The sequence below is a fragment of the Achromobacter sp. SX5 genome (assembly GCF_056711425.1).
This window is the reverse complement of record NZ_CM160041.1, coordinates 2,860,344-2,873,628: the sequence shown is the minus strand read 5'-3', so window position 1 is coordinate 2,873,628 and position 13,285 is coordinate 2,860,344. Positions and strand designations below refer to the sequence as shown.

14 protein-coding genes are annotated in these 13,285 nt (G+C 70.9%); 6 read left to right on the top strand and 8 right to left on the bottom strand.

What is annotated here, in order from left to right:
• Positions 1-36: 36 nt before the first annotated feature.
• From AC1M14_RS13560 to ydiK, 3 genes are all read right to left on the bottom strand, one after another.
• Positions 37-1,170: a S66 peptidase family protein gene (locus AC1M14_RS13560; RefSeq protein ID WP_479729799.1), complete on the bottom strand. Its 1,134-nt coding sequence runs from the start codon at positions 1,168-1,170 to the stop codon at positions 37-39.
• Between the two features lie 13 nt (positions 1,171-1,183).
• Positions 1,184-2,017 carry an RNA pseudouridine synthase gene (locus AC1M14_RS13555; protein WP_102771174.1) on the bottom strand — a complete coding sequence of 278 codons (834 nt, stop codon included), beginning with the start codon at positions 2,015-2,017 and terminating at the stop codon, positions 1,184-1,186.
• A 61-nt stretch (positions 2,018-2,078) separates the two neighbouring features.
• Complete coding sequence (gene ydiK, locus AC1M14_RS13550; RefSeq protein WP_479729798.1) at positions 2,079-3,173, bottom strand: AI-2E family transporter YdiK; 1,095 nt, start codon at positions 3,171-3,173, stop codon at positions 2,079-2,081.
• 204 nt (positions 3,174-3,377) lie between these two features.
• Here ydiK and AC1M14_RS13545 point away from each other — a divergent pair, with 204 nt between their 5' ends.
• Entirely contained in the window at positions 3,378-3,572 is a 195-nt protein-coding gene (locus AC1M14_RS13545; RefSeq protein WP_102771178.1) for a hypothetical protein, read from the top strand.
• Between the two features lie 24 nt (positions 3,573-3,596).
• Here AC1M14_RS13545 and AC1M14_RS13540 read toward each other — a convergent pair whose 3' ends face one another.
• Positions 3,597-4,619, bottom strand: coding sequence for a DNA-binding protein (locus tag AC1M14_RS13540; protein ID WP_479729797.1), 1,023 nt, complete (start codon positions 4,617-4,619; stop codon positions 3,597-3,599).
• Positions 4,620-4,717: 98 nt separating this feature from the next.
• On the opposite strand from AC1M14_RS13540, the gene AC1M14_RS13535 reads away from it, so the two are divergent.
• A complete protein-coding gene (locus tag AC1M14_RS13535; protein ID WP_479729796.1) occupies positions 4,718-5,815 on the top strand; it encodes a site-specific integrase in 1,098 nt (365 codons plus the stop codon).
• Positions 5,816-5,912: 97 nt separating this feature from the next.
• The gene (locus tag AC1M14_RS13530) at positions 5,913-7,409 is read left to right on the top strand and encodes a sensor domain-containing diguanylate cyclase (RefSeq protein WP_348639085.1); all 1,497 of its coding nucleotides are present in this window, start codon (positions 5,913-5,915) and stop codon (positions 7,407-7,409) included.
• 8 nt (positions 7,410-7,417) lie between these two features.
• On the opposite strand, the gene AC1M14_RS13525 is transcribed toward AC1M14_RS13530, so the two are convergent.
• Positions 7,418-8,152, bottom strand: a complete 735-nt coding sequence (locus AC1M14_RS13525) for a spermine/spermidine synthase domain-containing protein (protein ID WP_479729795.1) — start codon at positions 8,150-8,152, stop codon at positions 7,418-7,420.
• A gap of 191 nt (positions 8,153-8,343) precedes the next feature.
• Positions 8,344-8,496 (bottom strand): hypothetical protein, encoded by a 153-nt coding sequence (locus AC1M14_RS13520; RefSeq protein WP_168202119.1) that lies wholly within the window; start codon positions 8,494-8,496, stop codon positions 8,344-8,346.
• A 353-nt stretch (positions 8,497-8,849) separates the two neighbouring features.
• Between AC1M14_RS13520 and AC1M14_RS13515 the strand changes: the two genes are divergently transcribed.
• Entirely contained in the window at positions 8,850-9,362 is a 513-nt protein-coding gene (locus AC1M14_RS13515) for a GFA family protein (protein ID WP_102771183.1), read from the top strand.
• Between the two features lie 15 nt (positions 9,363-9,377).
• On the opposite strand, the gene AC1M14_RS13510 is transcribed toward AC1M14_RS13515, so the two are convergent.
• Positions 9,378-9,719, bottom strand: a complete 342-nt coding sequence (locus AC1M14_RS13510; protein ID WP_102771184.1) for an Rdx family protein — start codon at positions 9,717-9,719, stop codon at positions 9,378-9,380.
• A gap of 70 nt (positions 9,720-9,789) precedes the next feature.
• Here AC1M14_RS13510 and AC1M14_RS13505 point away from each other — a divergent pair, with 70 nt between their 5' ends.
• Both AC1M14_RS13505 and AC1M14_RS13500 read left to right on the top strand, forming a co-directional pair.
• Positions 9,790-10,989: a multidrug effflux MFS transporter gene (locus tag AC1M14_RS13505; RefSeq protein ID WP_479729794.1), complete on the top strand. Its 1,200-nt coding sequence runs from the start codon at positions 9,790-9,792 to the stop codon at positions 10,987-10,989.
• A gap of 66 nt (positions 10,990-11,055) precedes the next feature.
• Positions 11,056-11,907, top strand: coding sequence for an enoyl-CoA hydratase (locus AC1M14_RS13500; RefSeq protein ID WP_258231311.1), 852 nt, complete (start codon positions 11,056-11,058; stop codon positions 11,905-11,907).
• Here AC1M14_RS13500 and chrA read toward each other — a convergent pair.
• Positions 11,832-13,088: a chromate efflux transporter gene (chrA, locus tag AC1M14_RS13495; protein ID WP_111825142.1), complete on the bottom strand. Its 1,257-nt coding sequence runs from the start codon at positions 13,086-13,088 to the stop codon at positions 11,832-11,834. The two genes, AC1M14_RS13500 and chrA, sit on opposite strands and share 76 nt — an antisense overlap.
• Positions 13,089-13,285: the final 197 nt, after the last annotated feature.

Below are 13,285 nucleotides of genomic sequence, written 5' to 3'. Positions count from 1 at the left end.
GAGGCTAGTTTTGCACTATTAATGATGCATTTCCAGCTATCGGATCACTACGGCCTGTTCCAGGCGCAGCGCGCCGCGCCCGGTGTCCAGCGTCACGCGCGCGCCCAGCGGCAAGGTCAGGTTGGGATTGCCGTGGCCGCTGGGCCAGCCGCCCAGCACCGGGATGCCGCGGCCGCGGAACTGGTCCAGGATCAGCGGATACAGCATGCCCTGGGCCTGCGCGTCGTCCATCTGCACGCCCAGGATGCGCGTGAAGTTGCCGACCAGCACGCCCTTGACGCCGTCGAACTTGCCGGCGGCGGCCAGCTGGTTCAGCAGCCGGTCCACGCGCGGCAGCGCCTCGTTGACGTCCTCGATGAAAAGAATCGCGTCGCGCGTGTCGATCTCGTAGGGCGAGCCGATCAGCGCCGCGATCAGGGCGAGGTTGCCGCCCACCAGCCGCCCGGTGGCCGTTCCCGGCACCAGCGGGGTGGCGGGGGCGTCCAGCGGCGGGTCGATCCAGGCGCCCTGCCCGAACTGCCCGCTCAGCATGGCCAGCAGATGCGATTCGGTCGGCTCGCGTTTGCCGGCCAGCATGTCCTGCGCCAGCATCGGGCCGTGGAAGGTCACGAAGCCGGCGCGCCGCTGCAGGGCCAGATGCAGGGCCGTGATGTCGCTGTAGCCGATGAAGGGCTTGGGATGGCGGCGCAGCAGCTCGTAGTCCAGCCCGTCCAGCAGGCGCCACGAGCCGAAGCCGCCTTGCAGGCACCACACCGCACTGACGTCGGGCGCGGCGAAGGCGGCGTGCAGATCGGCCAGCCGCTCGGCGTCGCTGCCGGCCAGGTAGTCGTACGGCGGCTGCAGCCGGATGCGCGAAGCCGGCATGACCTGCGGCGCGTAGCCGCGCTCCTGCAGCCATTCGGCGGCCTGGTCGCTGGCGTCGGGCGCGGCCGAGGCCGGCGCCACGATCGCCACTTTCGCGCCGGGCCGCAGCGCCGGCACCGGCGAGGCGGCAGTGCCCGGCGAAACCGGAGGCGCGGCGGGCGCCGGCGTGGCCGGCCGCCGCGGCGCGACCGGCGCGCGCGACGCACAACCGCCCAGGACGGCGGCGGACAGGCCCAGGGCCCCCGCCTGGATGAGAAAACTGCGGCGCGGGGACGGCTGGCCGTGGTTTGCTGCTTTGCTGCTCATGTCCTTCCTTTGATCAGAACCGCTCATAGCCCAGGCGGTAGCGCCACAGCCCCGGCGCCAGCCCCGCCATGGGCAGGCGGCCGATGCGGATGCGGCGCAGCGCCAGCAGCCGCAGGCCGGCCGTGTCGCAGACGTACTCGATGAATCCCGGCGCCGGCGTCTTCAAGGCGAAGCGCAGATGGGTTTCGTTCTGCCAGCTGACCTTCATGGGCGTGGCCGGACGGCCCTGCCAGGCCAGGCCGCGCTGAAGCCGCGCCAGATCGCCCTCGCCCAGCGCACCCGCGACTTCGGCGATGTATTCGTGCTCGACGTGGCGCGCGTCTTCGACCAGCTTGCGCATCACCGGATATTCCTGCGTATAGACCAGCAGCCCGCTGGCGGCGCGCTCCAGCGGCGTGGCCAGCTTCAGGCCATTGAGCATGCGCTTGAGGAAGCGCAGGCCGGAGCGGTCGCCGGGCATCAGGTTCTCGGGCAGGATCAGGTCGCGCGCCGAGCCGGGTTCGTCGTTGGCGTACAGGCCGGCGGGCTTGTGCAGCAGGATGGTGACGGGCTGCGCGGGTTCCAGCCGGGCGCCGGGCAGCAGCGCGACGGCCTGTTGCGGGGCGACCCGGAAGCCCGGCTCTTCCACGGTCTTGCCGTCCACCGCGACCCAGCCGCCCTCGATATAGCGTTCGGCGTCGCCGCGCGAGCACTGCTGTAGCGCGGCCACGCGCTTGGCCAGGCGCTCGCTGCCGTCGGCCGGCTTGCTGTCCTGGCGGGCGGTATTGCGGGGGGCGTTTCTGGACGCCGCGGCGCGGCGTGGAAGGGTCAGCGTGCCGGCGGCGCGCGTGTGGGGAGGCTTCGACATGGAACTGGCGGATGGCGTGACTGAAACCGCGGGCGCGCACGCCCGCGTCGAGAGGCGAATGTTACGCCCTTGGCCCGGACCCGGGCGCTTGCACGGCCTGCGGCGCGGGCGTTTCGTCGACCCAGGCGTGCAGCAGCGTCTGCGTCACGGCCAGAATGACCGGGCCGATGAACAGGCCCACGATGCCGAAGGCGAACATCCCGCCCAGCACGCCGGCCAGTATCAGCAGCAGCGACAGGTTCACGCCGCGCTTGATCAGCATGGGCCGCAGCAGGTTGTCCAGCATGGCCACCACCAGCGCCCAGGCCAGCAGAATGCCGGCGGCCAGCTTCATGTCGTTCTGGAACAGCCACACCACGCCGCCCAGCATGGGCAAAAACGGGCCCAGCTGGGCCAGGCACAGCATGACCATCAGCGCGGTCAGGATGCCGGCGGCCGGCACGCCGGCGATCCACAGGCCGATGCCGCCCAGCACCGACTGCACCACCGCCGTCACCACGATGCCCAGCGCCACGGCGCGGATCGCCAGCGCGGCCAGCCTGACGGCGGACATGCCGCGCTGCCCGGCCAGCCGGTTGAAAAAGCGCAGCACGAACTGGGCCGCCACGTCGCCGCGGCTGTACAGAATGCCGGCGATCACGACCGTGATCAGCATGTGCATGGCGAACACGCCGACGATGGCGGCGTGGCCGAGCAGCCAGCGCGCGGCGATGGTGAGATACGGTTCCAGCCGGGCCAGCAGCCCGCCCGCGCCGGCATCCGACAGCGCCTGCCATTCGTGGGCGATGCGCGGGCCGGCCAGCGGAATGCTGCCCACCCACGCCGGCGGCGCCAGCAGCGCATAGTCCGGCAGGCGCTTGATGGCCTCCATGATGGCGCCGCCATGCAGCGCCAGGGTGGCGATCACCTGGTACAGCGGCAGCACGATCACGAACAGCAGCAGCAACAGCATGACGATGGTGGCGATCCAGCGGCGTCCGCCGCAGCGGCGCTGGATCGCCAGCAGCACCGGCCAGGTCGCCACGACAATGGTGGTGGCCCAGACCAGGCCCGGCAAAAACGGCCGCAGGATGTAAAGACTGCCTATCGTCAGCCCGGCAAGTATGGCGATGACGAGCAGGACACGGGCGATATCGACCGGTTGACGTGGCTGCACCGGCGGCTCCTGACAGGGCCCGCGGCCCTGGATGGTTGCGCATGGCGGCCGTGTGGCGCCCGCCCGGGTGCCTCGCGCCATAGCGTTTCGCTGCAATGTATCCGAAATTCCCCGGTTCGGGGACAGGGCCGAAGGCGGGCACGCGACTTGCCGGCAACGCCGGGCCTGCCGCGCTTGCGGCGGCCATCTTTAGCGAGGTACGCCATGAGGACCCTGACCACCGCCGGCCTGGTGCTGGCCGTCATGCTGGCCGGCTGCTCCGGCACCGGAACCAGTTCCTACAGCTCCACTTCGTCGCGCCCGTCCGGCTCGACGGCGGCCAATCCGGCCAACTACCACTCGTCCAGCTTCGGCGAGCCCAACAACGAGCCGTTCCAGGGCGTGTATCCGGGCCATTGACGCTACGCCCGGCCCGCCGCGGCGTCAGGGGCGCGAGCCGTCGGCGGGCGGCGCGCCCGCGCTCAGCGCCACAAGGTGGCGCGCCATCTCGCCCAGTTGCGCGTCCTTGGCCTTGAGCTGTTCGGCGTTGTCGTCGGCCCGGGCGGTGGCGGCGGCCAGCGCGGCCTGCAACGCGCGTTCGCGTTCGCGCGCCAGCGCCGCGTCGGCGCGCACCGCGGCCAGATCGGCCTCGAGGCGCTGGCGTTGCTCCTGCGCCTCGGCGCGCGCGGCTTGCGCGCCCTGCTCCGCCTGGCGCCGCTGGGCCTGTTCATCGGCCAGGGCCTTGTCCGACCGCGCCTGCTGTTGTTGCGCGGCGGCCTGGGCGTCATCCAGCCGGGCCTGCAGGCGCTTGACCGCGCCGCGTTCGGCGTCCAGTTCATTGAGCCAGCGGCGTTCATGCGCCGAGTGGCGGGATTGCAGCGCTTCCAGCGCCTGCGCGTGGCGGCTGCGGGACTGGTCGGCATCGGCCAGCAAGGCCTGGGCGGCCGCGCGCGACTCGGCCAGTTCCTGCTGCAGCTGTGCCAGCCTGTCGTCGCGCAGGCGCAGCTGTTCTTCGGCCGCCAGCAGCCGGTCTTCGGCCGCCGCCAGTTGCGAGGTGGCCACGCGCAGCGCTTCCTGCAGGTCGCGCTCGCGCTGGGCCAGGCCGGCCTCGCGCCGCTGCAGCTGCTCGGCGTCGGCCGCCAGCCGGCCGCCCTCCTGCGCCAGTTCTTCCCAGCGTTCACGATAGGCCTGGGCCTGCTGCGCGCGGGCTTCGGCCTGGGCGGCTTCCCAGAAATGCGCGGCGGCCTGGGCCACCGGGTCGGGCACCGCCGGCGCGGCGGCGAAGGCGCCGGGGTCCTTGATGCGCGCGCCCAGGGCGCGGAACCAGGTCTCCAGATACGGGCTGACGGTATTGGGCGACCCGCGCCCGATCTTCTGGCGCACGCGTTCGATGGTGGGCCGCGCGCCTTCCAGCAACAGGGCGTCGGCGGCGCTCCAGACGTCGGTCTCAGTAATTCCGGTGGCCATGGCTGGTTTTCCGTCAGATTTTCAGGATAATTACCCTCGATAAGTGAACCTTATCGCGAGTAATCTATAGAATATGTTAGATATCATACAGCATATGTATGTATTTGAATAAAATGCCGTCGCTGACCCCGAAAACCGCCCTGCCCGTCCTGAATCCCGCCGCGCTGGACGCCCAGGCCCACGCCGCCATGCGCGAGCTGATGCGCGAAGGCAGTTCGGCCAATACCGCGGCCGCCTACCGCGCCGCGATCCGTTACTGGACGGCCTGGTACGGGCTGCGCTACGGCCAGCCCTTCGCCCTGCCCCTGCCCGAGGCCGCGGTCATCCAGTTCGTGGTCGACCACGCGCAGCGCGACACCCCGCAAGGCCTGAAATGGGAGCTGCCGGCGGCGCTGGACCGCGAGCTGGTGCGCCTGAAGGCCAAGAGCCGGCCCGGCCCGCCCAGCCTCAATACGCTGCTGCAGCGCCTGGCGGTGCTGTCCAAGGCCCACGAGCTGCACGGCCATCCCAACCCCTGCCGCGCCGCGCGCGTGCGCGAATTGCTGGCGCGGACCCGCCGTGCCTATGCCGGCCGCGGCGCGGCGCCCGCCCGCAAGGCGGCGCTGACGCGCGAGCCGCTGCAGGCGCTGCTGGCGACTTGCGACGATTCCCTGCGGGGGGTGCGCGACCGCGCCCTGCTGCTGTTCGCCTGGGCCAGCGGCGGGCGGCGCCGTTCCGAGGTGGCGCGCGCCACGGTCGAGAACACCCGGCGCACGGCCGACGGTTTCCTCTACACCCTGGCGCAATCCAAGACCAACCAGTCCGGCGCGCGGCGCGCCGACGACCAGAAGCCCATCGTCGGCCCGGCGGCGCGCGCGCTGGACGACTGGCTGCGTATGAGCGGCATCACCGCGGGCCCGCTGTTTCGCCGCGTGCGCCGCGGCGGCGTGCTGGGCGAGCCGCTGGCGCCCGCGGCGCTGCGCGACATCGTGCAGCAGCGCTGCCGGCTGGCCGGGCTGGAGGGCGACTTCTCGGCGCACAGCCTGCGCTCGGGCTTCGTGACCGAGGCGGGCCGGCAGAACGAGCCGTTGGGCGACACCATGGCGCTGACCGGCCACAGCAGCGTGGCCACGGTCATGGGCTATTTCCGCGCCGGCTCGGCCGCCCGGTCGCCGGCCGCCCGGCTGCTGGACGAGCCCGAGGGCGGCCCACGGTAGAATTCCGGGCAGCTCCCCTGCCTCGACCCGGCCCTCCTCCCTCATGCGAATCCACCTACGCGGGCTCGTGCTTGCGCTCACCATATTCAGCGCGCTCGTGTCCACCGTGAATGCGCTTTATGCCAGCTACCGCGTCCAGCGCGAACAGCTCATCGCCAATACGCTGGAAGCCAACCGCGTCTACGCCGCCAAGCTGGCGGAAAGCACGGGCGTGTTCCTGAAGTCGGCTCAGCGCCGGCTGGAATACAGCGCCCGCCACCTGGCCGCGCGCATCGACGCGCCGGACCTGCTCGCGGCCGAGGCCATGCGGCTGCAGGAACAGGACGACAGCTTCAATACGGTGGCGATCGTCCGGGCCGACGGCACCCTGCTGGCCACCTCGCAGACCCTGCGCGGATACCTGGGCGTGCGGGTCGACACGCCCGGCAGCCGCGCCGCGCTGCAGGCGCGCCAGCCGCTCATCAGCAAGCCGTACGTCTCGCTGACCGGCGTGCTGCTGCTCACCGTCTCCCATCCCATCCTGGCCGAGAACGGCCGCTACCTGGGCTACATCGCGGGCACCATCTATCTGAGCGACGAAGGCGCGCTGCACACGCTGCTGGGCAGGCATCCGTACCAGGACGGCTCCTATCTCTACGTGGTCGACGCCGAGGGCCGGCTGCTCTACCACGAGGACCCCGGCCGCGTGGGCGACAACGTCAGCCGCAATCCGGTGGTGGCCGCCGTGATGCGCGGACAGGCAGGCGCGCAGCGCCTGGTCAATACGCAGGGCGTGGACATGCTGGCCGGCTACGCCAGCGTGCCCGCCAGCGGCTGGGGCGTGATCGCGCAGCGGCCCACCGGGGCGACGCTGGAGCCGCTGGACCGGCTGATCTGGATTCTGGTCGGCTACGCCACGCCGTTCGCGCTGCTGTTCCTGCTGGCCATCTGGTGGTGCGCGCGCAAGATCTCGCAGCCGCTGTCGCAGCTGGCCACCAATGTAGAACACCAGGACATGGCGGTGGCGATGCAGCGCGTGCGTTCGGTGCGCGCCTGGTATTTCGAGGCGCGCCGGCTCAAGCTCGCGGTGATCCGGAGCTTCACCAACCTGCAGGACGAAATCGGCAAGCTCAACCAGGCCAGCATCACCGATCCGCTGACCAGCCTGTACAACCGGCGCGGGCTGCAGGCCGCCGTGCAGCGGCTGCAGGCGGCCGAGGCGCCGTTCGCCGTGGTGGCGCTGGACATCGACCACTTCAAGCGGGTCAACGATACCCACGGCCACGCGGTGGGCGATGAAGTGATCCGCAGCCTGGCGCAATTGATGCGCGACGGTTCACGCCCGTCGGACGTGCTCTGTCGCAACGGCGGCGAGGAGTTCCTGATGCTCCTCCCCGCCGCCGGCGCCCGCGAAGCCGGCAACGTGGCCGAGCGCCTGCGCCGGCGCGTGCAAGCGCAGCAGCTGCCCGGCGTGGGCGCCATCACGATTTCCGCCGGCGTGGCGCAATGGCCGGGGGGCGGCGCGGACGTGGGCGCGGCGTTCCGCGAGGCCGACGAGGCGCTGTACGACGCCAAGCAGCAGGGCCGCAACCGCGTGGTGACGCACGCGCCCTGACCCGTCTTTCAGTCCACGACGGGCCACAACCCGGGCGCGATGCGCGTCCACAGCTCGGCGCTCATGGCCTCGGGCTTGTGCGCGGGCAAGCGGGTGCGGCGCTTGAGGCGGCCGCCCTTGCAGGCGAACACGATGCGATGCGCCAGCGAGGTGTCGCTGACCTCCACCACCGATCCGGCAAAGCGCTGCCGGATGCGGCCGAGATAGCGTTGGGTATTGAAGTCCGACGCATGGAAGTTGCACACCATCAGCCCCTCGGCGGCCAGGGCGCGCCAGCACGCTTCGTAAAAGTCCGCGCTCGCCAATTGCGGCGCGATGCCGCCGATCTGGAAACCGTCGACCAGCACCGCGTCATACTCGTCCCGGTAGTTCCGGATCAGCTCGGCGCCGTCGCCTTGCAGCACCGTGAAACGCTCGTCGTCGTCGGGCACCAGGAACGAATCGCGCAAGGCGATGACCTGCGGATTGATCTCGTAGACGTCGATGCGCGCCGACGGCAGATAGCGGTAGCAGAACTTCGCCAGCGACCCGCCGCCCAGGCCCACCATGGCGATGCGGCGCGGCTCGGGATTGAGCAGCAGAAACCCCATCATCAGGCGCGTGTACTCCAGGTTCAGCGCGTAGGGATCGCCGGTCCACATGCGGCTCTGTATCTCTCCGCGCGAGAACATCAGGGAACGCGAGGTCGGCGTGACATAGATGAAGGGCCTGACCATCGGGCGGCTGAAGGGGCTTTCAGGCATACCGGGTGCTCGCTATCGGAAAAGTCGCGCCAACGGCGGCGCAGGCGCAGGCCGCCGCGCGGCGCGTGGGCCGCAACGGCGGGAACTGCGGTGCGTGAATGCAGCACCGCCTGCGGCGGCGCGGCGCGCCATCGCAGGCGGATACGTGGAGAGGGCCGGCCCGGACGGGCCGGCCGACACAGGCTTGGGGCTTAGGCCGTCGAGCGCGAGGCCTCGCGGTCCTGGTGGGCGTCGGCCTTGGCCGCGGCGGTCTTGGCGTCGGTGTCCTGCTTGGTCTCGGGCGCCTTCCAGTTCAGCGGCGGAATCTCGAAGCGCGACTTCTTGCTGGCCAGTTGATGAGACATGGGCGTTCTCCTGTTCAGGGCGTATGGCTTGCCCGGCACAAGCGCGATACGCAGGATTCAAGCGCGCCCGGGATGCGGCTCCCTGGCGGGATGCGGGCGCATGCTAGGCGGGCGGCGCTGGCGAAGCAACGGCCGGAACGCGCCCGGCCATCGCTGGAAAGTTCTGGCTTGCGTTGTTGATATTCGTTGTTGATATTGTTCGTTGGCTGCCAGATAAAGAATTTTAGCATCATTTTGCGCGAAATAGAAGCCCCTGACGCAATCGCCCCGCTACCTTGTCGCGATTGCCACTGCCCTCGCCCGTGACGCGCCGATACACTGGCCGCGTCGATTCCTGCTCCTGGAGATCCGCGATGTCCGACGCTCCCATCGAAGGCGGCTGCGACTGCGGCGCGGTCCGCTACCGCCTGGCCAGCCCGCCCATGTTCGTGCATTGCTGCCACTGCACCGTATGCCAGCGCCACTCGGGCAGCGCCTTCGGCATGAACGCACCCATCGAGACCGACCGCGTCACGCGGTTGAGCGGCGAGCTACGCCGCTACCCGGCCGGCAAGACGGCCGACGACGGCGAAACGGCGGTGGTGGTGCGCTGCGCCGCCTGCGCCGGCTATCTGTGGAGCCACCACCCGGCGTTCGGCGAGGCGGTGGCCCTGATCTACGCGGGCACCCTGGACCGCCCCGCCGACTTTCCGCCGGGCGCGCATTGTTTCGTGCGCTCCAGGCAGCCCTGGCTGCGCCTGCCCGAGGACGTGCCGGCGGCCGACGAGTTCTACGACCAGGAAGCCTGCTGGCCCGAGGCCAGCAAACGGCGCCTCGAAGCGGCGCTGGCCGCCAGTCGGCGGCGGCCGTGGACGCCCAAGGCGTGAACGCGGGGTCCGGCGTCAGGCGTCGGGCTGCTTGCGGGCAATGGCGGCGGCCGCGCCGTCGTCGCGCTCGTGGCCGTCGATATGGCCCAGCGGACGGCCCGGGTCGAGCCGGTCGCGCACGCGCTGCTTGAGGATCTTGGCTTCGGGAAATCCGCCGTCGCTCTTGCGGTCCCAGATCAGGTCGCCGTTGTAGGTGACCTGGAAAATCCCGCCCGTGCCCGGCTGCAGCACCACCTCGCCCAGGTCGGTCGAGAAGGTGGACAGCAGCTCCTGGGCCATCCAGGCCGCGCGCAGCAGCCACTGGCACTGGGTGCAATAGAGGATCACGATACGGGGTCGCAGGGCGGGCGCGTTCATGAGGCGATTCTCCTTCGTTCATGGATAATATCGGGTTTTCCCGGGTTCGCAACGAACCCCGAGCCTGTCCATGAAGTCTGCATTATCTCCCCGTGGCCAACGCTGGCTGATCGGCCTCCTGATGGGGCTGGTCACGCTCACGCCGATGGGCATCGACATCTACCTCCCTTCCCTGCCGGCCATGGCGCAGGATTTCGGCCGGCCCGTCACCGCGCTGCAGGCCAGCATCACGCTGTTCATCTTCGCCGTGGGCGTGGGCCAGGTGCTGATCGGCCCGCTGGCCGACCGCTACGGCCGCCGCCCGGTGGCGGTAGGCGGGGTGCTCGCCTATCTGCTGGGATCGGCGCTGGGGGCGGCGGCCGGCTCGCTGGAAGTGTTCTACGCGGCCCGCGTGATCCAGGGGCTGGGCGCGTGCTCGGCCTCGCTGGTGGCCTTCGCGGCGGTGCGCGACTGCTTCAGCCCCGCGGTGGGCGCGCGCGTCTACAGCTATCTGAACGGGGCGTTGTGCACCGTGCCCGCGCTGGCGCCGCTGGTGGGCGGCGCGCTGGCGGTGCATGCGGGCTGGCGCAGCACGTTCGCGTTCATGGTGCTGTTCGCGCTGGGGCTGGCGGCGCTGCTGGCGTTGCGGTTCGAAGAGACGCGGGCCGCGCCCGGCCGGCCGCAAGGCCCGCTCTACAGCCTGCGGCGCTACGCGCCCATCGTGGCCAGCGGCCGCTTTCTGTACTTCGCGGCGTTCGGCATGGCCGGCATGGCCATGATCCTGGTGTTCGTGGCGGCCGCGCCCGTGGTGCTGGTGCAGGAACTGGGCTATTCCGAATTGGGATTCTCGGCCTGGTTCGGCGGCAACGCGGCCATCAATATCGGCGCGTTCTTCCTGGCGCCGGCCTTTATCGCGCGCTTCGGCCGCCACGCCATGGTGCGGGTCGGCATGGCCGCGCTGCTCGCGGCCGCGGCCATGCATCTGGCGGCCTGGCTGTGGCTGCCGCTGTCGGCCGGGGCCTTCATGCTGCCGGTCGCGGTGCTGACCGTGGGCTTTTCGCTGGCGCTGGGCTCGGGCCTGAGCCTGGCGCTCGAACCCTTCGCCGAACGCGCCGGCACCGCGGCCGCGGTCTACGGCCTGTTCCAGATGAGCGGTTCGGCCCTCATCGCCACGCTGCTGGTCGACAGCGGCATGCCGCCGCAGGCCGCCATGGCCTCGATCGGCGCGGCTATCGTGGCGCCGCTGCTGTTGCTGTCGGGCGGCATGGCGCGCCGCCTCGCGGCCGGCTGAGCCGCCGGTTTTCTTTCCACCACGCAGGGCTTAGTATCTTCCGGGAAATCACAACCTGGAGGAGACATGGAGAGCCCGATTCTCGAGCGCACGGACGAAGGCGGCGTGGTGACCCTGCGGCTGAACCGCCCGGGCCAGTTCAACGCGCTGTCCGAAGCCATGCTGGCCGCGTTGCAGGCGCAGATCGACGCCCTGGCCCGCGACGCCGACGCGCGCTGCGTGGTGCTGGAATCCGCCGGCCGGGCGTTCTGCGCCGGCCACGACCTGCGCGAGATGCGCAGCCAGCCGTCCCTGGACTATTACCGCGAGCTGTTCAGGAAGTGCGGCAGCGTCATGCAGGGACTGCAGGCCCTGCCCGTGCCCGTCATCGCCAAGGTGCGCGGCGTCGCCACGGCGGCCGGCTGCCAGCTGGTGGCCAGCTGCGACCTGGCGGTGGCGGCAGATAGCGCCACGTTCGCGGTGTCGGGCATCAACGTGGGGCTGTTCTGCTCGACGCCGGCGGTGGCGCTCAGCCGCAACGTGTCGGCCAAGCGCGCCTTCGAGATGCTGGTGACCGCCCGCTTCATCGACGCGGCGCAGGCGCGCGACTGGGGCCTGATCAACGACGCCGTGCCCGAAGCGGAATTGGACGCGCGCGTGCAGGCCCTGGTGAACGACATCCTGGCCAAGAGCCCCACCGCGATCCGCTACGGCAAGCGCATGTTCTACAAGCAGCGGCAGATGGCGCTGGCCGACGCGTACGATTATGCCGGCGACGTGATGGCCCGCAACATGATGGAGGCCGACGCCTGCGAAGGCATCGACGCTTTCCTGCAGAAACGGGCGCCGCGCTGGCAGGACGTTCAGCCCAGCCAGCCCAGCGCCCAGCCGCCCGCGGCGGCGATCAGCACCACCCAGACCGGCGACCATCGGGCGTAGACCAGCAGCGCGAACAGCAGCAGCGCCAGCGCGAAGTCGGTGCGCCCGCGGATGGCGCTGGCCCAGACCGGATCGTACAGGGCCGACAGCAGGATGCCGACCACGCTGGCGTTGACGCCCGCGATCAGGTTGCGCACGCCGGGCCGCAGCCGCAGGCTTTCCCAGAAAGGCAGCGCGGCCGCCACCAGAAGCGCCCCGGGCAGGAAGATGGCGACCAGCATGGCCAGCGCGCCGGCCCAGCCCGACAGCGGCCCCGGCGACATCGCGCCCAGGAAGCCGGCGAAACCGAACAGCGGCCCCGGCATGGCTTGGGCCGCGCCATAGCCGGCCAGGAACTCGGCGTCGGACACCATGCCGCCGCCGACCGCGGCCGATTCCAGCAGGGGCAGCACCACGTGTCCGCCGCCGAACACCAGGGCGCCGGCGCGGTAGAAGCCATCGAGCTGGCGCGCCAGCGGCTGGCCGGTCAACGCCGCCCAGGCCGGCAAGGCGGCCAGCAACAGCACGAACAGGGCCAGCGCGGCGTAGCCGGCGCGGCGCGACACGGCCTGGCGTTCGACCGCCAGCGCCGGGCGCGCCGGCACTTGCAGCGTGGCCGCGCCGATGACGGCGCCCAGCAGAATGGCGGCCACCTGCCCCAGCGCGCCGGGCACGGCCAGCGTGACGAGCGCGGCCGCCACCGCCAGCGCGGCGCGCGTGCGGTCGGGACAGAGCGAGCGGCCCATGCCCCATATCGCCTGCGCGATGACGGCGACCGCCGCGACTTTCAGGCCGTGGATGGCGGCTGATCCGGACAGCCAGCCGAACTGCGCCAGCCCCGCCGCGAACAGCCCCAGCGCTACGGCCGTGGGCAGCGTGAACGCCACCCACGCGGCCAGCATGCCGGCCCAGCCGGCGCGCTTCAGGCCGATGGCCATGCCGACCTGGCTGCTGGCCGGCCCGGGCAGGAACTGGCACAGCGCCACCAGATCGGAATAGGCGTATTCGTCCAGCCAGCGGCGGCGCTCCACGAATTCGGCATGGAAGTACGCCAGGTGCGCCACCGGTCCGCCGAAAGAGGTCAGGCCCAGGCGCAGGAAAACCAGGAATACCTCGAAGACGGAACCCGGACCGGGCTGGACGCGGGCGGGCGCGGTGGACTGGCTGGCGACGTGTTCGTCGTGGGAAGGCGGCTGCGGCATGGGACGGGGCTTCATCGGCTACGGGGCATGAGTATCCTGCCCTCGCTTCAAGCTTATAGCCGGGCGCCGCGGCGGATTCAACCGGCGCCCGCCCGAATATGGCCCATAACGAAATACCGTTCATGGCACTTCTGCGCCGGGCGCGCCGGCCGCATGCTACGGGCTCTGGATTTCTCCCGAGACATCGACAGGAAGCA